The following is a 23231-nucleotide window of genomic DNA, read 5'->3' on the forward strand; positions in this document are numbered from 1 at the left end:
TCCACTATCGCAGTGAAATAAGTTTTTAAATAATGACTCGATTTTATCATTAGCCATTATAACAGGAAGAATAATTTAAATAGCTTTGATTGTTTAAATTTCAATCATATTTCACAAAATTCATCCGTATGGAAGAACCATAAAGTGCATAAACTAATTCTAACCTAACTTTATTCTAGTCACACAAGCCCATAATATTACCTGCTGCTATTTTAATAATAAAACTGCAGCAGGTAAAGGTTATCATTCTGAAAGCACTTTACACTAAATCAAAGCTCTCTTTACCACCCTGGGTTTTGAGTTAAATCTGGATTTAAATCTCTTTCTGCTTCAGGAATAGGGTATAAGAAATAGCCTGGAAAAGATCTTCTAGTATCAAGTTTCACGGTACCCGTAAAATCAAATATATCCTCATCCAAAGAACTTAAATTAAAACTAGGATCATTCTCATACCATCTTCTAAAATCTGAGTAAAACATACCCTCAGCAGCAAGTTCTATCATTCGTTCTTCCCTAATCAAATCTCTTACTTCAGCCTGGGTACCTACAGGAATATCCGGCATATCTACTCTGTCCCTTACTTGGTTAACTGCCCAATATAAATCATCAGACGCATTACCTGCATTAGCAGCACTGGCTTCATTTCGTGCTTCAGCATACATTAACAAAACATCTGCATATCGTATTACTGGATAATCAATCCCCGAGTGTCTACGAACCGCACTTTCATCACCAACATTAACAAATTTACGCCAGCCATAATGGTTGTTCGTGTTATTTACTGTTCTCATACATGGATACGGGTCATTACCTGTATCTCTTGGATAACGAAATTCATAAGTTGTATTGTTCCTTCCTACGAATAAAGAAAATGGACGAATGATACTCGCTTCTAATCGAGGATCTCTATCTGCAAAATATTGATTGACATCATCTCTATTTTCCCAGTCAAAAGCTCTTCCATTATTAGTTTCAAAATCGGCTAAAAACTGTGCTCTATCGAACTTCGAACCATCAATCTTTCTATAAGAATCTACAAAGTAATTGGTAGGAATAGAGCTGTTTTTAGCACTTGCTTGACTAGATGCTGGTCCATAGCGTAAATCACGCCAGCCACCAAAATCCTGAATGCCTTCATTTTGAAGCGCAAAAATTACTTCAGTGTTTTTCTCACCGGCCAGTGAAAATAAGGCTCCATAATCATTACCCAATTGATAGTCACCTAAATCGATAACCTGCTTAAACATATTTGCGGCTTCGGTGTACTGTTTATTATACAGATATACTTTTCCTAATAGTGCCATTGCTGCACCTTTGGATGCTCTACCATCAGAAACAGATCCGCCAGTACTTGGAAGAAAATCTATGGCCTGGGCTAAATCGTCTATGATAAGAGCTCTAACTTCAGAAGGCTTACTTCTTGGCTTGTACGTTTGAGTAAACGAAGTCGGTTCTGTATATAGTGGTACACCGTCATGTCTAGCGTCATCTTGCCCGCCATAATAGTTTAACAAATCAAAATAGAACAACCCTCTTAAAAACAAAGCCTCCCCTAAAAACTGGTCTTTTTGAGCACCAAGATTTGTTTCCATATTAGGAATATTAGCAATGGCTTCATTAGCTCTATAAATTCCAAGATATAGTGCCGTCCAACGCTGATTGTACATCCTTGTTCTAGTAGTGGCGTTACCTGAGACAATGGCATACAATTGCATAGTATCCCAGTTTCTATTTCCTCCATAGCGGTATGCTATAGGGGTCATGGCATCATCCATACCCAACTCATTGATATAGGCCTGCTCTCTCAAGACATTGTAGATTGCTGTTACACCAAGTTCAGCATGTTCCACCGTTTTCCAAAACTCATTACCAGCTATGGAATCTTTTGGTGCTGTTTCCAAAAAGTTCTCATCACACCCAACACATAGTGTTAGGGTAACAATTACTAATAATAATTTTCTGCACGTTTTCATAGTAATTAATTTTAAAAGTTAATGTTTATTCCAAATGTTAGCCGTTTCATTATTGGGTAGTTCAGTCCATTATTTTGACCTGTTGTTATCTCAGGGTCAAACCCTACGTATTCTGAAGACTTAAACGTAAAATAATTTTCTGCACTCATATACAATCTAAGTCGCTGCATACCAACTTTTTGTATAACATCGCTAGGTAATGAATACCCTAGTGTTATGTTTTTAATACGTAAGAACGAAGCATCCCTTAACCAAAAATCGTTCGTTGCCGTATTGTTAGGATTTCCACCAGTAGTTAAACGAGGAAATGTTGCATTTTGGTTATCAGGCCTCCAAGCATTTAATGCTTCCGCAGGTACAATATCACCATTTGCTAAATCTGATGTATACCATTCGTTTTCGAAGTAGTTATCAATTCCTGCCACACCTTGACCCAAAATATTTAAATCAAAATTCTTGTACCCGAAATCAAGACTAAAACCATAAACATACTCTGGAATAGAGGATCCTTTAGCAACACGGTCACCTTCATCAATTACTTTATAGCCATCTTCTCCTTCTTGTTGTTGGTCTTTGTAAATAAAATCACCAGGGGATGGCATAGGATTCATAGTATAACCATCTGCCACCAACTCATCAATTCTTTCTTGTGTTGCAATGCCTTCTACTTCTCTTACATACCATGAATTAATTGGCAAACCTTCTTGAATGATACGCTGCCCACTACGGGTACCTGCTCCTCCAAGGTATTTAATAACTTCATTCTTTATATGGGTAACGTTTCCACTAATTCCATACTTAAAGTCACCAATATTATCTCTCCAACTTAATGTCAATTCAAAACCTTTATTATCTACAATTCCAGCATTTTGAGGTGGAGCCGTTAAGCCTCCATTAACTAATGGAATTGGTAGATTAATTAAGATATCTTCGGTTCTTCTATTAAACCAATCGAACTCCACACCTAATCTTCTACTTAAAAACGAACTTTCAAATCCAATATCAGTTTGAGTTGTAGTTTCCCATTTCAATATATCATTGGGAATAGCACTTGGAGCGGCTCCAGGAACAATATTACCTCCAAACACATAACTCGTTAAGTTGTATAATGGCTGGGTACCATAGTCTGTAACCCTATTATTTCCCAATTGCCCCCATGAAGCCTTAAGTTTAAAAAAGCTTATTGGATCCACATCTTGTAGAAATCCTTCTTTTGAAATTACCCATCCAGCAGATACCGAAGGGAAAATTCCCCAACGCTCATCTATGGAAAACTTTGAAGAACCATCATATCTTAAATTACCTTCTAACAAGTATTTCTCTTTGTAGTCGTAATTGATACGACCAAAGAAAGAGCGTAACGCCCTGTCGTTAAAATTACCTCTAACAACTGGGTCTTCGCCAGAAGCGGCATCAAAAACAGGTGTTTCATCAGCCAGAAGATCTGTTTTAGAAGCTCTCATATTTCTAGCTGTCTCATATTCCTGATTGTATCCCGCCAACACTCCGATGTTATGGGTATCTGCAATTGACGTATTGTACGTTATAAAAGAATCGAATATCAATCGGTAATACTTCCTGTACTCTTCTGACAATGAGGTACCAGTAGCAGCAGTATTTGCTATGATTGAGTTATCTTGGAAGTTCCAGATATCTGCACCAAAAGTATGCTGAAAGGTATAATCATACTGTATGGTAGGCGAAAAACTGGTCGTCCATTGAATCTTATCCTTGAATTTAATAGTGGCATAAACTTTTGCCAATATCTTGGTAATGTTTCGTGAAAAGTCGGAACCAGCAAACCTTGCTTCTACATTATTCGTAGAGGCATTTTCTCCTGGAACCCAAGGCCCTCCAACTCTACCATCTGGACTAAGCGGCAATATTCCTGGCACCGAATGCCCTATAGTTCTAATTGCCTGTTCACTTGCATCATCAGGTGATTCTTGATCTGACCAATAACCAAAAACATTGGCGCCTGCTGTTAACCAATTATTAAAGTCTGCTTCAACATTTGATCTAAAGGAATATCTTTTATAGTCTGATTTCTTAATACTTCCTCTGTTATCCAAAATATTGGTCGAAAACATGTAGCGCACATTGTCAGATCCACCACTCGCAGAAAGGTTATGTCGCTGTATAAACGATTGTCTAAATACATGTTTAAACCAATTGGTATTAGGGTATAAAAGAGGGTCTGTACCTGCACGGTAATCGTCAATGGTTGCCTGACTGAATATTTCTGGCTTCCCGTCATTAGCTTGTGCTTGGTTGATTATCTCCATGTGTGTTGGATAATCCCAAACCATGTCTACTTCAAATGTAGGATCTTGAATCCCCGTGTAGCCGTTATAAGAAAATTTTGTTTTTCCATTGGTACCTTTTTTGGTCGTTACCAAAACAACCCCATTAGCAGCACGGCTACCATATATAGACGCAGAAGCGGCATCTTTTAGTATCGATATACTTTGTATATTTTCTGCAACAACATCACTCAAACTCCCCACTAAACCATCTATAACTACCAATGGAGATGAGTTATTTAATGTCCCGACACCTCTAATAAGAATATTGTTCTCTTCACTACCAGGTTTTCCAGCGCCTTGGGTAACGGTTACCCCAGCAGCTTGACCTGCCAACCCTTGTCCAACATCAGTAATCGGTCTAGTTTCACTCATTTCTTCAAAGCTGACAGAAGAAACAGACCCCGTTTGGTTTATTTTCTTCTGTGTTCCATATCCAACAACGACAACTTCATCTAGGCTGGAAACGTCTTCTTGCAAAGAAACGTTAACCTGGGTTTGTCCATTCAAAGAAAGCTCTTTAGAAGCAAAACCTACATAAGAAATTGATAATACCGCATTGGAACCACTAACACTTAATGTGAAATTCCCATCAAAATCGGTTTGTGTTCCGTTCACGGTTCCTTTTTCGATAACATTAGCCCCCGCAAGTGGTATTCCTGCTCCGTCAAGCACGGTTCCCGTCACTTGGAATTGGGGTATGTCCTTAGGCAAATTATTTTGATTATCCTCAAGGGAGTCCAGATTGCCCGTTTTACTTCTTAAAATAATTTGTTTTTGCAATACTTCGTATTCAACATCTGTACCTTTAAAAATTTTATTCAAGATGAATGCAATGGGCTTTTTCTTAAATTTTACGGACACCCGCCTGTCAATATCAACATCGTTTCTATTCAATAAGAATTTGAAGTCAGAAAGTGATTCAATTTCATGAATTACGGCCGCTATGGTAGCATTTGACATGTTAAGCGAAACCTTTTTGGTTTGTGAGTAGGTATTGGCTTGGATTTGAAAAAGGGAAACCAGTGTTAAAATTACAGTTAGTTTCATTTTTAATGTTAGTTTAATAAGAGAACGTTCAGTACCTCTTAAATTACTTAGTTTTTTTTTCATATCTTTAAAGTTGGATTTTTTGATTTAAATTCATTTAAATCATTGTGTACCTAAATCGGGGAATGTGTCCGCATTTTCCGATTTTTTTTGTACATGATTGATTTAATTAGTTTTCATTTAGTTTAGTCATTTTTTTATATCATATTTTTCTGTTTTTAAGTTAGTTATGCTTTTTTTTTAGATAGTTCATTCTATAATTACCTCATTGTTTATTATGGAATAATCAATAGCAAAACTTTTGTTGAAAGATTCCAATACTTCACCAATGGTCTCTATATCAAATGTAGCATCAAACAGCTGCTCATCAAGTACACTGTTACTGTTTTTAATAGTTACATTATACTTTCGTTCCAGTGTTCGTCTAATTTTAAGAAATGATGTGTTTCTAAAAATCAGCTTTCCTTCTATCCATGCAGTGTACAATCTTGTATCTACGTTCTCAGTACCTATTTCGTTGTTGGATCTATCCCAGCGGGCTTTAAATCCAGGTTTAAGCAGTAAGGGATTTCTATCTTTTCCATATTGCTCACTATTTTTGTACAATTCCACCGATCCTTCAACCAACACGGTATTAATACTTGTATCCTCAGCATAATTGGACACGTTGAATTTTGTCCCCAACACCTTGACATCTACTCCATTGGTATTCACTACAAAAGGACGTCCAGCATCTTTAGCAACATCAAAATAGGCTTCTCCTTTCAAAAAAACTGTACGGTTTTCTTTCTTAACAAAGTTCACAGGGTAACGCAGAGTGGTTCCCGAATTCAAATATATATGTGTGCCATCCGATAATACGACATCAAACCTTTTTCCATATGGCACATTTAATGTGTTATAGACTAATTCTTCTGCTTTTGCAGTTTTAGAATAGGTTAGCTTGGAATGGTCCTGCGATCCTATTAAGGTCCCATCCGCTTTTCTTATTTCTTTATTTTCGGCAGGAGATAATTCCTCAACAGTACCATCATCCAAGGTTATTGTAATTTGTTCCACCTTGGGAACAAGTTTGTTTGACTCAGTAGTGTGGTAATCAATTTGATCATGTTGGTCATAAAAATATCCAAAAGATAAAAGTAGCACTAGTACAGCAGCGTATTTCATCATCAGATTGACCACACGTTTGTTTTTGTCCCGCTTTATACGTTTAAAAAGTTCTTTTTTAATTTTGTCCGTATTTGGTTCGTTCATTGCCATTGTAATTTCAAGATGGGTTTTTACTTGATTCTCAAAAATAGCCTCATTATCTTCTTTGATAATCCAATTGGACAAAAGATCAAGATCTTCTGAAGAAGCTTCATTCAGTAAATATTTGTGTATAATGTTCTCTATTTTCAAGTTGATTTTGCGCATTGCTCTTTAATATATTGACAATACAAATTTTAAATACCCTAACTTTTTTGTATTTTTTTTTTTCATATTTGCATTATTCATGCCTATTTTTTTTATTTGTCGTAATTATTCATAAACATGGATGAAATAACTTTAATCTCTCGCCTTAAAGAAGGACACGAAGATTCATTCGTGTATTTAGTAGACCATTATAGCCAACGATTGTTCGGTTACGCCCTTACCTTGACAAACAACCACGAAATGGCTGAAGATGTGCTTCAGAATGTTTTTTTGAAAACATGGGTAAAACGCAAGAAGCTTCATATTGAGTCTTCACTTCAGAATTATTTATTTAAGTCTGTCTATAATGAGTTCATCAATCAATACAAAAAGAAAAGGTCCACCATGATATTGGAACAGAAGTATTTCAAAGCTCTGGAAAAAACCGTGGCCATGAACGATGAGGCTTCTTGGGAAAAGGTTTTATCCAGAATTATGGATGAAATACAAAAACTACCTCCTAAGTGCCAAGAGGTTTTCCTTTTAAGCAGAAAGGAAGGTCTTACTAATCTTGAAATATCCGAATATCTGAACATTTCAATTAAAACAGTAGAAGCTCAAATATCAAAAGCTTTCAGTATTCTTAGAAAAAAGTTGGGTAACAACTACAGAGCCATGTTGTTCCTACTGTTAGACACCAAATTAATAAAGCAAATCTAGTAGCAAATAGGCATACACCAAAAAAGATATTTCATTGTAAATGTGACAATAATTAAAGCCCATCCTTTTATTTTAATCTGTACAAAAACGGACCACCTTTTACTCCTTGCTTCTTTTTTCCTGTATTTTCCAAAACGTCCATTTGAAAGATACTTTTCCTAAAATTTCTCCTGTCGAGTTCTACATTTAAAATATCTTCATATAAATTCTGTAGTTCTTGCAAAGTAAACTCTTTTGGCAAAAGCTCACCAACAATAAGTTTATGTCTTAGGTTGTTCTGCACAAACGAGTAGGCTTCACTGATCAGTTTTCCGTGGTCATATCCAATCTCTTCAGGTCTTTTATCAACATCAAACCATTCTATACTTGTAACACTGTTCCTTAATGTCAAAGGATGGTTTTCTGGTTTTACTAAAGCATAAAAACACACAGTTATGACTCTTTTTATAGGATGCCTATTCAATGCAGTATAGGTTTTTACCTGTTCAAAATGAATATCTCGAAACCCAGTAAGTGAAAATAGTACTTTCTCCGCACAATCCTCAATGGTTTCGTCAGCCTCCATAATCCCACCTGGAACTTGCCAATGGTTTTCAAAATGTCCAAATGACTTCTTTATCAAAAGAATTTTAAGTTTACCGTCAACATAACCGAATACCGTAATATCAGCTGTAACCGAACATTCATAAGAATCTGGTTTCACCTGAATACTATGGAGTTTTTCCTGTTTTGTCATTTTTTTAATAGATATTTTGATTTTTTCTCCATAGATATGGCAAAAAATTATATATTTGCAACTGTGTAAAAAGTACACAGAAAAATATTTTTAACGTATACCCATTTTTTCCCTAACTAAACTAGCCAAACTAAATAAGTTTTAAATGGAAAATCCCAAATATAAAGAATTAAAAAACAAAATTGTAGTGGTAACTGGTGGTGGCGGTATTTTATGCAGTACCATAGCCAATGCTTTTGCTAGTCAAGGCGCCACAGTTTGCATTCTTGATTTGAATATTGAAACAGCTCAAGAAGTTTCAGAACAAATTACTAAAGCTGGGGGAAAGGCTCTTGCTGTTCAAGCCAACGTACTTGATCGAGAAAGCTTACAGAAAGCCAAAAATGAGATTGCAGAAAAGGTTGGCTTATGCGACATCCTTGTTAATGGTGCTGGAGGCAACCATCCCCTAGGAACCACAACTAACCCGTTTTTGCTTGAGGAAGACCTTCATAAAACAACAGAAGGTTTTAAGACTTTTTTTGATTTGGATGTGAATGGCATCCAATTTGTGTTCAACCTCAATTTTATTGGCACCCTCTTACCGACCCAAATTTTCTCAAAAGACATGATTGGCAGAAAAGATTGCAGTATATTGAATATTTCTTCAATGAATGCTTTTACTCCACTTACTAAAATACCAGCATATAGTGGCGCAAAAGCCGCAGTATCTAATTTTACCCAATGGCTTGCTGTACATTTTTCAAAAGTAGGCGTAAGGGTAAATGCCTTAGCTCCAGGGTTTTTCTTAACTGACCAAAACAGGTCTTTATTGACCAATGAAGACGGTGGACTGACCCAACGGGGCATGACCATTATTGGTCAAACACCAATGGAACGCTTTGGCGAACCAGAAGACCTTATAGGGGCAACCTTATGGCTAAGTAGCAATCAATCAAAATTTGTCACAGGCATTGTCGTTCCTATAGATGGTGGATTCAGTGCATTTAGTGGCGTATAAATATTAATAATTAGCATTTAAAACTTCTGTTTTTTATGAGTTTAGAACAAACGTGGCGGTGGTACGGTCCAAACGACCCTGTTTCCCTTTCCGACATTAAACAAGCGGGGGCTACAGGTGTGGTTACTGCTCTTCATAATATACCTAACGGCGAGATTTGGCCTAAAGGTGAAATTTTAAAAAGAAAGCAACAAATTGAAGAGGTTGGGCTCACTTGGTCTGTAGTTGAAAGTATTCCAGTACATGAAGATATAAAAAAACGAACTGGCAACTACCTAAAATTTATTGAAAACTACAAAACAAGTATCCAAAATCTTGGTGAATGTGGTATAGATACAGTATGTTATAACTTTATGCCCGTATTGGATTGGACACGAACGGATTTGTCCTATAAAATGGAAGATGGGTCTTTGGCATTACGATTTGATGCTGCAGAATTTGCTGCATTTGAACTTTTTATCCTAAAACGTCCAGGTGCTAAAGAACTTTACAGTAGCGAAGAATTCGCTATAGCAAAGTCTACCTATGATAAGATGGACGAAAGTAAGCGAAGTAAACTTGTTAAAAATATCATAGCTGGTTTGCCAGGATCGGAAGAAGGCTATTCGCTTGAAGAATTTCAAGACATATTGAACGCTTACAAAGGAATTACAGCTGATGATTTAAGTCAAAATCTTTATGCGTTCATTAAGGCTATTGGTCCTGTTGCAGAAGCATCAGGGGTTTTTATGGCTATTCACCCAGACGACCCGCCTTTTCCCATACTTGGATTACCAAGAGTGGTTAGCACAGAACGTGATGCACAGCATTTATTATTAGCTTTTAATAGTCCTAACAATGGATTATGTTTTTGTACAGGATCCTATGGGGTTCGTGCCGATAATGATTTGGCAGGTATGGCCAAACGGCTAGCGAACAGAATCAATTTCATCCATCTTAGAAGTACAAAAAGAGATGAAAACGGAAATTTCCACGAAGCAGATCATTTAGATGGAGATGTAGACATGTATGCCGTAATGTCTGCGCTACTTGAAGAACAAAAACAACGTAGTGGGCAAAATGCGAAAAACCTGCGTATGCCTATGCGTCCAGACCATGGCCACCAAATGCTGGACGATATCAATAAAAAAACAAACCCAGGGTATTCGGCCATTGGTCGTTTACGGGGCCTTGCGGAATTAAGGGGACTCATGTACGGTATTGAAAAATCTTTAATGTGATGACATTTATAAAAGACAACTTTTTACTGGAGACACCACAAGCCGAGGAACTGTACCATGGCTACGCGAAGGACATGCCCATTATTGATTACCATAACCATTTGTCGCCAGAACATGTTGCAAACAATCATCAATTCAAAAACCTAGCTGAAGCTTGGTTAGCAGGAGACCATTATAAATGGAGGGCCATGAGGGCTTTTGGTGTTGATGAAGCTTATATTACAGGTCATGCACCAGATGAAGAAAAGTTCCAAAAATGGGCAGAAACAGTGCCTTATACGCTTAGAAACCCTTTATATCACTGGACGCACTTAGAATTGCAACGCTATTTTGGGATTGAAAATTTGCTTACAGGAAAAAATGCTGCGCAGATTTTTCAGGATACCAAAGAACAATTACAAAAGAAAAGCCATAGTGCTGTTGGACTTTTGAAACAGCTCAACGTAGAAGTAATCTGCACCACGGATGACCCCGTTGATAATTTAGAGCATCATCGTAATGCGACCAAAAAAGGGACTTCTCCTAAAATGTTGCCAACGTTTAGACCCGATAAGGTGTATGCCATTGAAAACAATACGACCTACAGGACTTATCTGGAAACATTGGGTGAAGCAGCTGGAATCCAAATAAAGTCCTATCAGGATTTAATCATGGCTCTTAAAAACAGGGTAGCCTATTTCCATGAAAATGGTTGCCGACTTTCTGATCATGGTTTGAATCATTTGTATTATTTTGAAATGAACACTTTTAATATAGAGGTCATTTTTAAAAAAATAACAGATGGTATTACCCTAAATAGTGATGAAATACAATACTTTAAGTTTGAAACCTTAGTTCACCTTTGCCGTGAATACCATAAATTGGGATGGACACAACAATTTCATTTAGGGGCTCTTCGCAATACAAACAAAAGAATGTTGGCCCAAATAGGTCCTGATGCAGGTTTTGATTCCATGGGCGATTTCCCACAGGCTGTAAACCTTGCTAAATTTTTAGATACACTAGAACAGACTGAACAACTAACCAAAACCATACTCTACAATTTAAACCCAACTCACAATGAAGTATTTGCCACTATGGTAGGCAACTTTAATGAAGGGGGCCTAAAAGGGAAAATGCAATTTGGTTCAGGATGGTGGTATATGGATCAATTAGACGGCATGGAAAGGCAGCTGAATGCTGTATCCAATATGGGCTTACTAAGCTGTTTTGTAGGGATGCTCACTGATTCTAGGAGCTTTCTTTCCTTTCCAAGACATGAATATTTTAGAAGGTTATTGTGTAATATATTAGGAAATGACATAAAAAAAGGCTTAGTACCGAATGACCTATCCTACGTAGGCGGTTTAGTACAGGACATTTGTTACCGAAATGCCAAAGCCTATTTTAATTTTAGTGTATAATTTAAAAAAGAGAAATAACAGAATGAGTAAAGTAGTCACATTTGGGGAGATCATGTTGCGGTTGGCCCCGGAAGGGTTTTTGAGGTTTTCACAGGCGAGCAGTTTTGATGTGGTGTATGGTGGAGGAGAATCTAATGTAGCGGTGTCACTGGCAAACTACGGTGTGCCTGTGGACTTTGTAACCCGATTGCCAAAAAATGATATAGGTGAATGTGCCATGATGGAAATGCGCAAACGTGGTGTTGGTGTAGATAAAATAGTATGGGGAGGAGACCGATTGGGCATTTATTTTTTGGAAACTGGAGCTGTAAGTAGAGGTAGTAAAGTGGTTTACGATAGGGCCCATTCTGCAATGGCAGAAATTGAGTCGGGCATGATCGATTGGGATGCTGTATTTGAGGGTGTTGAGTGGTTCCACTGGACTGGCATAACACCAGCCATATCACAAGGAGCGGCCAATGTGTGCTTGGAAGCTGTAAAAACAGCAAGTGCAAAAGGCATAACCATATCAACCGATTTAAACTATCGTGCAAAACTTTGGAAATACTGTAATGATGCACACCGTGAAAAAGTGATGACCGAACTGACATCCTATTGCGATATTATTTTAGGAAACGAAGAAGATGCCGAAAAACATTTTGGTATCCACCCAGAAGGTCTGGATGTCCATAAACATGGGCACGATGTAAAAGCCGAAGCCTTTTTGTCGGTTTGTAAACAAATGATGAAAAAATTTCCAAAGGCAAAAAAGGTAATCACGACGCTGCGAGGTTCTATATCTGCGTCGCACAATACATGGGCGGGCGTTCTATTTGATGGCAAGAAAATGTACGAGACCCGCCAGTACCAGATCACCGATATCGTAGATCGAGTTGGTGGCGGCGATTCGTTTATGGGCGGATTGATCTACGGGTTATTAAAATACCCAGAAGACGACCAGAACGCACTGGACTTTGCCGTAGCGGCATCCTGTTTAAAACACACCATAAAAGGGGATGCCAATTTGGTAACGGTCGATGAAGTAGAAAAATTAATGGGAGGTGATGCTTCCGGGCGTGTAGCACGATAATATAGTTTGAAGATAGGGGTTGGGAGCTAGAAGTAATTCTTCCAACGTCTATCAATATTAATAATTTAAAACCTTCGGACTACCTACTACGGTCTTCCGACTTTAAAAAATGGCTCAATATTCAAGATTAGAAGTAGCGCAAGTAATGAAAGATACAGGTATGGTGCCTTTATTTTTCAATAGTAATGTAGAATTAAGCAAAAACGTATTAAAGGCCTGCTACGATGGCGGCGCCAGATTGATGGAGTTTACGGCACGAGGGGATTTTGCTCATGAAGTCTTTGGCGAATTAACCAAATATGCCATTACAGAACTCCCAGGCATGATTATGGGTGTTGGTTCGGTAACCGATGCAGCAGCAGCTTCACACTACATGGCATTGGGTGCTAACTTTGTAGTAACCCCTGTATTAAGGGAAGATATAGCCATAGTCTGTAACAGGCGAAAAGTATTATGGTCACCAGGATGCGGTAGTTTAACCGAAATAGCAAGAGCAGAAGAACTGGGCTGTGAAATTGTAAAACTGTTTCCAGGAGACATCTATGGACCTCAATTTGTAAAAGGCATAAAAGGCCCACAACCGTGGACGAGCATTATGCCAACAGGAGGGGTTTCCCCAACAGAAGAGAACCTAAAAAGTTGGTTTGACGCTGGAGTGACCTGCGTGGGCGTGGGCTCCCAATTGATATCAAAAGACATTATAGCCAATAAAGATTTCGATAAGCTAAAAGAAGATGTAGCAAATGCCTTAAACATCATTAAGAACATAAAAAAACAGTAATAATGCGTCACCTGATAATTCTTATTTCCGCACTATTAGTATTAACTAGCTGTAACCGATTAAGTGATACTAGAACTATAAAATTGGCCCATGGATTGGATGTTAACCATTCCGTACATAAGGCCATGGTTAAAATGGGCGAAGATTTAGCAGAAATATCAGGGGGCAAAATGAAAATAGAAATTTATCCCAGCCAACAATTGGGAACCGAGCGCGAGTGTATCGAACTGCTCCAGATAGGCAGTTTGGACATGACCAAAGTTTCAGTTGGTGTTATGGAAAATTTTGCGCCAAGAATGAAAATTTTTGGGCTACCTTTCCTGTTTAAGGGTAGAGAACATTCGTTTCGTGTTTTAGATGGACCCATTGGCCAAGAACTATTGGATGAAGGTACCATGTATTGGATTAAAGGTTTGGCCTATTACGACGCAGGAAGCCGTAGTTTTTATACAAAGGACAAGCCCGTTAACTCCCCAGAAGATTTAAAAGGCCTAAAGATTAGGGTAATGGAAAGCGTTACTGCTATGGACATGGTAAACAGTTTGGGCGGTTCTGCAACCCCAATTTCATGGGGAGAGCTATACACGTCATTACAACAAGGTGTGGTTGATGGCGCAGAAAACAACCCACCAAGTTTTTACCTTTCCAGACACTATGAGGTTTGTAAATATTATTCTTTGGATGAGCATACCGTTTTGCCAGATGTTTTAATAATTGGAACACATATTTGGAATGATCTTTCTGAAGAAGAAAAAAAATGGATGAAAGAGGCTGTAGATAAATCGGTTGTATATCAAAGGAAACTTTGGGCTGATGCCGAAAAAGAAGCTTTGGATGAAGTCCAAAAAGCTGGTGTAGAAATTATACACCCAGATAAAAGTTTGTTTGCCGATAAAGTTAAAAGTGTCTATATCGATGTCAAACAGGATAAAGACATGAACAACTTAATAGAGAGAATACGTAATACCAAGTAATATGGCACTTCGAAAAAAAATAGACAACATACTGGCGAATGCATTGATAGTCATTATGGGAGTAATGGTTGTTAATGTATTATGGCAGGTTTTCACTAGATTTATTATAGGTACACCAAGTTCCTTTACAGATGAATTGGCACGATATTTAATGATTTGGTTGGGCATATTGGGAGCTGCATATGTTTCCGGCAGAAACATGCACGTGGCCATTGATGTACTGCCATTGAGGTCAAGTACAAAGACCCAAAAAAGATTGAAACTAATGGTGTATACCTTAATTATTCTGTTTGCATTTATTGCCATGGTAATTGGTGGCTTAAGGTTGGTTTACATCACGTACATTTTAGACCAGTATTCCCCAGCTTTACAACTGCCTTTAGCGGCAGTGTATTTAGCCATTCCTTTAAGCGGGGCATTGATTATTTTTTATAAAGTTTCAGATATTTTAAACATTAAATAACTATGGAATACATCCCAATAATTGTTTTAGTTTTAAGTTTTATAGGTTTGTTGTCCATAGGTATGCCAGTAGCGTGGAGTATTGCGATATCTTCAGTATTGACCATGTTGGTAAGCATTCCTGCTCTACCTGCGTTTACCACCGTTTCGCAGCGTATGGGAACAGGATTGGACAGTTTTGCATTACTTGCCATTCCGTTCTTTGTGCTCTCGGGCCAGTTGATGAACAAAGGTGGGATAGCCCATCGTTTGATTGCGTTCGCCAAAACCTTAGTGGGCTCCTTACCAGGTGGGTTGGCATTAATTAATATCATTGGGGCCATGTTAATGGGGGCCATTGCGGGTTCTGCTATGGCATCCGCTTCAGCAATGGGCAGTATTTTAGGGCCAGAGATGGAAAAAGAAGGCTATTCAAAAGAATTTGGGGCAGCGGTAAACATTACATCGGCAACCACTGGGTTGGTTATTCCTCCTAGTAATATCTTAATAGTTTATTCCCTGGCCAGTGGAGGTGTTTCCATCGCTGCATTGTTTTTAGCAGGCTATATTCCAGGAATCCTAACGGGATTATTTTTAATGCTTGTAGCCTCTTTTTGGGCTAAAAAGAAAAAGTATAAGTTAGGAAAACGAAGTTCTATTAAAGATGTTTTTAAAACGTTTATTGATGCTGTACCAAGTCTGTTTTTGTTGGTCATAGTTATCGGGGGCATCATAACAGGAATTTTTACCGCAACCGAAGCATCGGCAATTGCCGTACTATATACTTTGGTTTTGGGGTTTGTTTATAAGGAAATATCCTTTAAGTCATTACCGGAAATTCTATTGGAGTCATCAGCTACCACAGCGGTTGTTATGCTTTTAATTGGGGCGTCCATGAGTATGTCCTGGGTGATGTCTTACGAGAACATTCCCCAAAATATCAGTTCAACCTTATTGGCCATCAGCAATAACAAGATTGTTATTCTGTTGATTATAAACTTGATATTGCTGTTCATTGGAATTTTTATGGACATGACCCCAGCGGTCCTAATCTTCACCCCCATATTTTTGCCCGTTGTAACAGAGTTGGGCATGGACCCCATTCAGTTCGGGATTATCATGGTATTGAACTTGTGCATTGGACTTTGCACGCCACCGGTAGGCTCGGTGCTCTTTGTGGGGGTTGGTGTAGCGCAGACTACCATCGAGAAAGTGGTGAAGCCACTGCTGCCCATGTTCATAGCCATGATCGTTGCCCTGTTTTTGATAACCTATCTGCCAGAGCTTACACTTTGGCTACCTAGATTGTTTGGACTGTAATTGATTTATAAACTAAAACTTTAAATATGACACATAAAATGAACAAACTGACATGCGGAGCATTGGCCATTCTATTATTATTCTGGGCTTGTACAGAAGCTCCCAAAAATCGACTCACCGAAAGTGAAGTCGAGGATGGATGGCAACTTTTATGGGACGGAAAAACTACTAATGGTTGGAGAGGTGCTCGATTGGATAATTTTCCAGATAAAGGTTGGGAAATTAAGGATGGGGTACTAAGTGTACTTTCTTCTGGTGGAGCAGAATCAAGAGCAGGAGGCGATATTGTAACAACTAACCTCTATGGTGATTTTGAATTAAAGGTTGATTTCAAATTAACAGAAGGCGCCAATAGTGGTATTAAATACTATGTAGATACTGATTTGAACAAAGGCCCTGGTTCCTCTATTGGGTTAGAGTTCCAAATTTTGGACGATGAAAGGCATCCTGATGCCAAACTGGGAAACCATGAAGGTAGCCGTACTGTTGCTTCTTTGTACGACCTTATAAAAGCGGATGTTAATAAACCCATTAATCCTATTGGAGAGTGGAATACGGCCCATATCATTTCAAAAAACAACCACGTAGAACACTGGTTAAATGGCACAAAAGTATTGGAATACGAGCGAAAAAATGAGGCATATCGCAAACTCGTCTCTGAAAGTAAGTATGTGAAATGGCCCCATTTTGGAGAAGCCGATAGAGGTCATATACTATTACAAGACCATGGAGACCATGTAAGTTTTAAAAATATAAAAATAAAACCAATAGATTAAATATAGACATTATGGGGTCAAGAAGAAATTTCATCAAAAAAACTACGGTTGCTGCCATTGGTATGAGTTTACCTAGTAGTATAAATGCTATGACTGCTAAAAGCTATAACAATATTTTAGGAGCAAACGATAGAGTTAATGTTGCCATACAAGGTTTAGGTAGACGATACGGTGCTTATATTCCGGCTATAGTAAATAAGGAAAACAATGTACGCCTTAAATACTTATGTGATGTTTTAGATAGCCAACTTGATAAAGCGTCACAAAAAGTGAGCGAGAAAATAGACTATAAACTTCGGCAAGAAAAGGATATTAGAAAGATTCTTGAAGATAAGGATGTCGATGCGGTTTTTATGTCTACACCAGACCACTGGCATACACCAGGGGCCTGTATGGCTATGGAAGCTGGTAAACACGTATATCTTGAAAAGCCATGCAGTCATAATCCTCATGAAAATGACATTGTAGTGGCTTTTCAAAAGAAATACAATAAGGTGGTTCAAATGGGAAATCAGCAACGGTCATCTCCTCAAAGTATCGAAATAATCAATGAGATCCATAATGGTATCATCGGTAAAGCTTATAAAGCAATTGCTTTCTATACCAATGGAAGAGGTGAAGTTCCTGTTCCTGTTAAGGCCGCGCCACCAAAAGGGTTAGATTGGGAATTGTTCCAAGGTCCAGCTCCAAGAAAAGATTATACCCACGATACATGGGACTATAACTGGCACTGGTATGGATGGGATTATGGAACCGCCGAAATGGGCAATAACGCAACACATGAATTGGATATAGCACGATGGGCATTAGAGGTAAAATATCCAGAATATGTTGATGTAGTTGCTGGTAAGCACCAGTTTATAAATGACGGATGGGAAATGTACGATACTATGGAGGCCACTTATAAATTTACTAATGATAAAGTGATTCAATGGGATGGCAGTAGTAGAAATGGCTATTCTAAATATGGTCGTGGTCGTGGTACTATTATTTATGGTTCCAAAGGTTCTGTGATGGTAGACCGAGAAGGCTACGAGCTTTACGATCTTAAAGGAAAATTAATTAAAGAAAGTAAATCTGGCGGAAGCGAAGGAGGTACAGCTTTAGGCGGTGGAGGTGATTTGTCCACTTTACACACTGTGAATTTCCTTGATGCCATTAGAGGAAAAGGTGAGTTAACTTCACATATCGAAGTGGGAGCCATTTCCCAAATGTTAACGCATTATGCTAATATATCCTATAGAATTAATAAAGGTTTTAATGTGGATGGGAATACAGGTAAAATATTCGACAGAGAAGCAATGAAGCTCTGGACTAGGGCTTACGAGCCAGGTTGGGAACCAAAATTATAAGGATAAGAAAACAGAATTTACCCTAATAAGTACTTTGACAACCACTGGATAATGGTCTAAAGCCAACCATCTCATCCATACCCAATTTAAATACAAAATAAACTTATACTATAATGATAGCTTCTTCCTCTATAAAATCTCATTTCATGACATTTTCCCTATGCTTTTTTTTAATGCTTACTATAAGTTGCCAACAGCAAAAGCAGGAAACAGTGAAGAAAGACATAAACTATGCAGGTCTTGTATACCCACAACTCGATACAGAAAACTCGAGATGGTTTTTCTTCTCTTCAGCATGTCGTCCTTTTGGGTTGGTCAACTTAAGTCCAGATACGGAAATTGATGGGGCTTGGGGAAGTGGCTATCGTTACAAAGTAGATACCATAAAAGGATTCAGTCATATTCATGCATGGCAACTTTCTGGGCTTTCAATGATGCCTGTCGATTTGGGAAAAACCTCTGAAAAAGTAATTTATGAAGACTATTTCTCGAAGTTTGATCATGGTAGAGAAGAGGTTGCTCCAGGGTATCATAAACTACACCTAGAAAGGTATAACATTGGTGTGGAATTGACCAGTACAAAAAGGGTCGGATTTCATCAATATCATTTCAATGGAAAAGCCCCTGCAATCCTTATTAATTTAAGTGGTCAATTGGGACCATCAAAAATTACAGACGGATCGATAAAGCAAATCGAATCGAAGATTATAGAAGGTGAACTTACCAATGCGCCAACCAGGAGGAGACCAAAACCAACAAAGGTCTTCTTTAGAATAGAGCTGGACAGGGATGTCAAGGAAGTTTTAAATTCGGAAGACAATGGTAAGTTCTTGCTAAAACTTGATGAAGGGAAAGAAAAAGTAAAGATGAAAGTGGCCCTTTCTTATACTTCGCTAGAAAATGCAAAATTTAACCTTGATCATGAATTACCTCACTGGGATTTTGACCAAATTGTGGAAGATTCACAAACCGAATGGAATGGACTATTAGGGAGAATAAAAGTAGAAGGCGGTACGGACGAGGAACAACAGAGGTTTTATACAGATCTTTGGCATGCACTTCAAGGTCGGCGAATTATAAATGATGCCAATGGCTATTATCCTGACAACACTGGTGATAGCTTCAAGATTAAACAACTTCCTCTTTCTGAAAATGGAGAGCCGCTTTTTGATCACTACAATTCCGATTCATTTTGGGGTGCACAATGGACGATTAACACACTGTGGCAATTGGTTTATCCAGAGATAGCAGAGTCCTTTACAAACTCGCTTCTTCAGTATTATCAAGATGGCGGACTTGTTCCAAGAGGTCCTGCAGGAGGAAATTACACGTATGTGATGACGGGAGCGAGTAGCACACCGTTTATAATTGGAGCTTACCAGAAAGGTATTAGTAGGTTTAATTTAGAGACAACCTATGAAGCGCTTAAGAAAAACCATATGCCAGGAGGCATTATGACCAAAGCTGGATATGAACACAAAACTACGTTGGGTGGTGGCTTAAACTACTATATTAAAGAAGGATATGTGCCTTATCCTATACCAGAAGGTCATTTTGGTTATCACCAAAATGGATCGACCCTAACTTTGGAGTATGCCTATCAGGATTGGTGTCTTGCACAATTTGCCAAATCGTTAGATAAAATAGAAGATTATGACTATTTTATGGCTCGGTCTAAAAATTATCAAAATGTGTTTGACCCAAGTTCTGGCTGGATGCGCCCTAAAAACGTTACAGGCGAATGGCTTGAGCCATACGATCCATACAAATATAACGTGTGGTTTACCGAAGCAAGCGGAGCACAAAACACCTGGTTCGTACCACATGACCTAGAAGGTCTTGCTGAACTTATGGGGGGCAAAGATGAGGCCATCGCCAAACTTAATCGTCAGTTTGAAGAAGCCAAAAAATTAGGCTTTACCTCTGGTACCTCCCACGCTCAAGAACAACATCCAGAATATTCACGTATTCCTATTAACTATGGAAATCAGCCTTCCATACAAACAGCATTTATTTTTCAAAACCTAGGAAGACCAGACCTTACACAATACTGGTCAAAAGAAGTGGTTAACACCATATATAAAGGATTGACTACTAGTCGAGGTTACAATGGTGATGAAGATCAGGGATTAATGGGTTCTCTAGCAGTTTTAATGAAAATAGGATTATTCCAAATGACTGGTGGTACAGAAATAAATCCAGTTTATCAGATTACGGGTCCAACTTTTGACCGAGTAGAAATTGAATTGAACAAAGATTATTACAAAGGGCAAAAAATCGTTATTGAAACCGAAAACAATAGCAAGGAAAACTGCTATATTAAAACAGCAACCTTCAATGACCAAGCCATAGAAAACTTTAATTTGGGTCATGCACAATTAGTAAACGGAGGTATCCTTAAACTAGGTATGTCTCCACAAGTTCCATAAATGCAGTAAATAAAAATTAGATTAAAATTTCAAAAAAATTAATCTTAAATTAATCAAATGAAAACTCATAGATTAAAAAAAACATATTACTGCTTAGTAACCATTTTTTTAGTTCTTATTAAGTTTTCTTTTGCCCAAGATGCTTCCACGTTTCTATTTGTAGGATCTTATACAGATGGAGAACCTTCTCAAGGCATTCATGTATATTCCTTTGATAAAGATTCTGGGGCACTTAAACTAGTAGAGACCAAAAATAATCTTGTTAATGTATCCTTTTTGGCATTGTCCCCTAATGGCAGATATTTGTATGCTTGTACGGAGGCAAGGTTGCAAACACCTGGTTCTGTTGCTTCTTTTGAAATTGATAGTTTAAGCGGCAAACTCAAATACTTGAATAAACAAACAACCTTTGGTAAGAATCCCGTACATGTTACCGTCGACAATTTTGGCAAGTATGTGGTAACATCCAATTATACAGATCCTGTGGTTAATTTATACAAATGCGAAGAAGACGGTAGTTTAGTACCAGCGACACAAACTTTTAGATTCGAGGGAAGTAGCATTGTCATACCAAATCAAAAAGCAGCCCATATGCACTCAAGCTACTTTAGTTCAAATAACAAATATTTATTCTCAATGGATTTGGGGTCCGATAAAATTCGTGTCTTTACATTTGATGCAGAAAAAGGGCAATTGCATATTGAGGAAGATTTAACTGTGAATACTACAAAAGGAGCAGGTCCAAGACATTTTACCTTTCATCCTAATGACAAATTTGCCTATTGTCTAGAGGAATTGAGTGGCACGGTTACTTCCTACAGCTATGATAATGGCCGATTTACATGGATTGATTCTGATCTTTCATATAGTAAAACATCAGAAGGAATCTATGGTGCTGCGGATATTCATGTTTCCCCAGATGGAAAATTTGTATATGCATCTAACCGCTTAAAAGATGAAAATACTATTGCTATTTTTTGCGTAGATCAAGAAATGGGAAAACTCGCATTAGTTGGACACCAAAAAACCATGGGTGTAAAACCTAGAGGTTTTGTTATAGACCCTACGGGAAAGTTTCTGTTGGCTGGAAATATGGAATCAGGAACAGTTGTTGTGTTTAAAAGAGATTTAAAAACAGGGCTATTATCGAACACCAACAATACAATTGAAGTGAACCTCCCAGCAAGTTTAAAAATGAGAACGTACTATCATTAATCATAAATTTTTAATACCAAAGCATATAACTAGAAGCCATAATGATAAAAAATAAAATATCCACAGGAGTTTTATCCTTCGGTATGTCTGGACAGGTATTCCATCTCCCCTTTTTAAAAAAACATGAGGGATTTGGTTTACATGCTGTTACTGAACGAACAAAAAAAAATGCACAGCTGCAATATGAGGGTATTAAGAGTTACGATTCTGTTGAAGCATTAATACATGATGACGAGCTAGAGCTCATAGTCGTCAATACCCCCAACAACACACATTTTGAGTTTGCAATGCAGGCCCTCCATGCTGGTAAACATGTACTTATAGAAAAACCTTTCACGGTTACTTCTTTTGAAGCAAAGGCATTATTTAATGAAGCTAAAAATCAAAATCTATATGTTCTTCCCTATCAAAACCGCCGTTACGATAGTGATTTCCTATCGGTAAAGGAAGTGTTGAATTCTGGAAAGTTAGGTAAACCAATTGAGGTACACTTTAGGTTTGATCGTTATAAAGTTGAACCAAGTCACAAAATCTTCAAAGAAGATACTAGACCTGGCGGCGGGGTTCTCTATGATCTAGGTTCACATCTCATTGATGGTGCTCTTTCGCTTTTTGGAATTCCACAAAAATGGACAAAAACATATGGTAAATTTAGACCAGACACGAAGGTTGATGATTATGCCCAAGTTCATTTAAGTTATGCCGATGGGCTTCAGGTATTCATTACTACAAGCTTATTGGTAGCAGATCCTGGTCCTGCATTTGTGATCCACGGTACTAGAGGCTCTTATCAAAAAATACGTACAAATGTGCAAGAAAATCAGTTACTTAGTGGTTTAAATCTAGAAGACCCCCTTTTTGGAGTGGAAGCCTCTAAAGACAAAGGCGTTCTTACTGTTATTAATGAAAACGATGAGAATATCCAAGAAAAACTCTCAGCCACGACCTCTTCTTATCTACAGGTACTAGAGGATGTTTACCAAACTATTCGCTATGGCAAGCCCTATCCAGTTACCGAAGCTCAAATTATTCAACAATTGGAAATTTTGGAAAAGAAGCGGAGTATTTAAGAAA

The 23231-nt window shown here is 37.9% G+C and carries 17 protein-coding genes and 1 pseudogene; 14 read left to right on the plus strand and 4 right to left on the minus strand.

Annotation, left to right across the window (positions count from 1 at the left end; genetic code table 11):
• Positions 1–281: 281 nt before the first annotated feature.
• The 3 genes from PQO00_RS05515 to PQO00_RS05525 form a co-directional block, all read right to left on the minus strand.
• Positions 282–1973: a RagB/SusD family nutrient uptake outer membrane protein gene (locus tag PQO00_RS05515; RefSeq protein WP_274183832.1), complete on the minus strand. Its 1692-nt coding sequence runs from the start codon at positions 1971–1973 to the stop codon at positions 282–284.
• Between the two features lie 11 nt (positions 1974–1984).
• Positions 1985–5389, minus strand: coding sequence for a TonB-dependent receptor (locus PQO00_RS05520; protein WP_274183833.1), 3405 nt, complete (start codon positions 5387–5389; stop codon positions 1985–1987).
• Positions 5390–5575: 186 nt separating this feature from the next.
• Positions 5576–6742 (minus strand): FecR family protein, encoded by a 1167-nt coding sequence (locus PQO00_RS05525; protein WP_274183834.1) that lies wholly within the window; start codon positions 6740–6742, stop codon positions 5576–5578.
• A gap of 117 nt (positions 6743–6859) precedes the next feature.
• On the opposite strand from PQO00_RS05525, the gene PQO00_RS05530 reads away from it, so the two are divergent.
• Entirely contained in the window at positions 6860–7441 is a 582-nt protein-coding gene (locus tag PQO00_RS05530; RefSeq protein ID WP_274183835.1) for an RNA polymerase sigma factor, read from the plus strand.
• 67 nt (positions 7442–7508) lie between these two features.
• Here the strand turns inward: PQO00_RS05530 and PQO00_RS05535 are convergent, their stop codons facing one another.
• Positions 7509–8177 carry an NUDIX domain-containing protein gene (locus PQO00_RS05535; RefSeq protein WP_274183836.1) on the minus strand — a complete coding sequence of 223 codons (669 nt, stop codon included), beginning with the start codon at positions 8175–8177 and terminating at the stop codon, positions 7509–7511.
• Between the two features lie 145 nt (positions 8178–8322).
• Between PQO00_RS05535 and PQO00_RS05540 the strand changes: the two genes are divergently transcribed.
• From PQO00_RS05540 to PQO00_RS05600, 13 genes and pseudogenes are all read left to right on the plus strand, one after another.
• On the plus strand, positions 8323–9177 hold the full coding sequence (locus tag PQO00_RS05540) for an SDR family oxidoreductase (protein ID WP_274183837.1): 855 nt from the start codon (positions 8323–8325) through the stop codon (positions 9175–9177).
• Positions 9178–9212: 35 nt separating this feature from the next.
• Positions 9213–10397, plus strand: coding sequence for a mannonate dehydratase (gene uxuA / locus PQO00_RS05545; protein WP_274183838.1), 1185 nt, complete (start codon positions 9213–9215; stop codon positions 10395–10397).
• A complete protein-coding gene (uxaC, locus tag PQO00_RS05550) occupies positions 10397–11800 on the plus strand; it encodes a glucuronate isomerase (protein WP_274183998.1) in 1404 nt (467 codons plus the stop codon). The genes uxuA and uxaC overlap by 1 nt, the downstream gene beginning before the upstream one ends.
• Positions 11801–11822: 22 nt before the next feature.
• Positions 11823–12869, plus strand: coding sequence for a sugar kinase (locus PQO00_RS05555; protein ID WP_274183839.1), 1047 nt, complete (start codon positions 11823–11825; stop codon positions 12867–12869).
• A 109-nt stretch (positions 12870–12978) separates the two neighbouring features.
• Positions 12979–13650, plus strand: a complete 672-nt coding sequence (locus tag PQO00_RS05560) for a bifunctional 4-hydroxy-2-oxoglutarate aldolase/2-dehydro-3-deoxy-phosphogluconate aldolase (RefSeq protein WP_274183840.1) — start codon at positions 12979–12981, stop codon at positions 13648–13650.
• Positions 13651–13652: 2 nt separating this feature from the next.
• Positions 13653–14624 carry a TRAP transporter substrate-binding protein gene (locus tag PQO00_RS05565; RefSeq protein ID WP_274183841.1) on the plus strand — a complete coding sequence of 324 codons (972 nt, stop codon included), beginning with the start codon at positions 13653–13655 and terminating at the stop codon, positions 14622–14624.
• A gap of 1 nt (position 14625) precedes the next feature.
• Positions 14626–15087, plus strand: coding sequence for a TRAP transporter small permease (locus PQO00_RS05570; RefSeq protein ID WP_274183842.1), 462 nt, complete (start codon positions 14626–14628; stop codon positions 15085–15087).
• 2 nt (positions 15088–15089) lie between these two features.
• Positions 15090–16385: a TRAP transporter large permease gene (locus PQO00_RS05575; protein ID WP_274183843.1), complete on the plus strand. Its 1296-nt coding sequence runs from the start codon at positions 15090–15092 to the stop codon at positions 16383–16385.
• A gap of 104 nt (positions 16386–16489) precedes the next feature.
• Positions 16490–17161: pseudogene (locus tag PQO00_RS05580) on the plus strand (DUF1080 domain-containing protein); the annotation flags it as partial.
• Between the two features lie 11 nt (positions 17162–17172).
• Complete coding sequence (locus PQO00_RS05585) at positions 17173–18513, plus strand: Gfo/Idh/MocA family protein (protein ID WP_274183844.1); 1341 nt, start codon at positions 17173–17175, stop codon at positions 18511–18513.
• A gap of 146 nt (positions 18514–18659) precedes the next feature.
• On the plus strand, positions 18660–20942 hold the full coding sequence (locus PQO00_RS05590) for a GH92 family glycosyl hydrolase (protein ID WP_274183845.1): 2283 nt from the start codon (positions 18660–18662) through the stop codon (positions 20940–20942).
• 57 nt (positions 20943–20999) lie between these two features.
• Entirely contained in the window at positions 21000–22157 is a 1158-nt protein-coding gene (locus PQO00_RS05595; RefSeq protein ID WP_274183846.1) for a lactonase family protein, read from the plus strand.
• A 41-nt stretch (positions 22158–22198) separates the two neighbouring features.
• Positions 22199–23227: a Gfo/Idh/MocA family oxidoreductase gene (locus PQO00_RS05600; protein WP_337992826.1), complete on the plus strand. Its 1029-nt coding sequence runs from the start codon at positions 22199–22201 to the stop codon at positions 23225–23227.
• Positions 23228–23231: the final 4 nt, after the last annotated feature.

It is taken from the genome of Flavivirga sp. 57AJ16 (genome assembly GCF_028736925.1).
Lineage (GTDB): Bacteria > Bacteroidota > Bacteroidia > Flavobacteriales > Flavobacteriaceae > Flavivirga.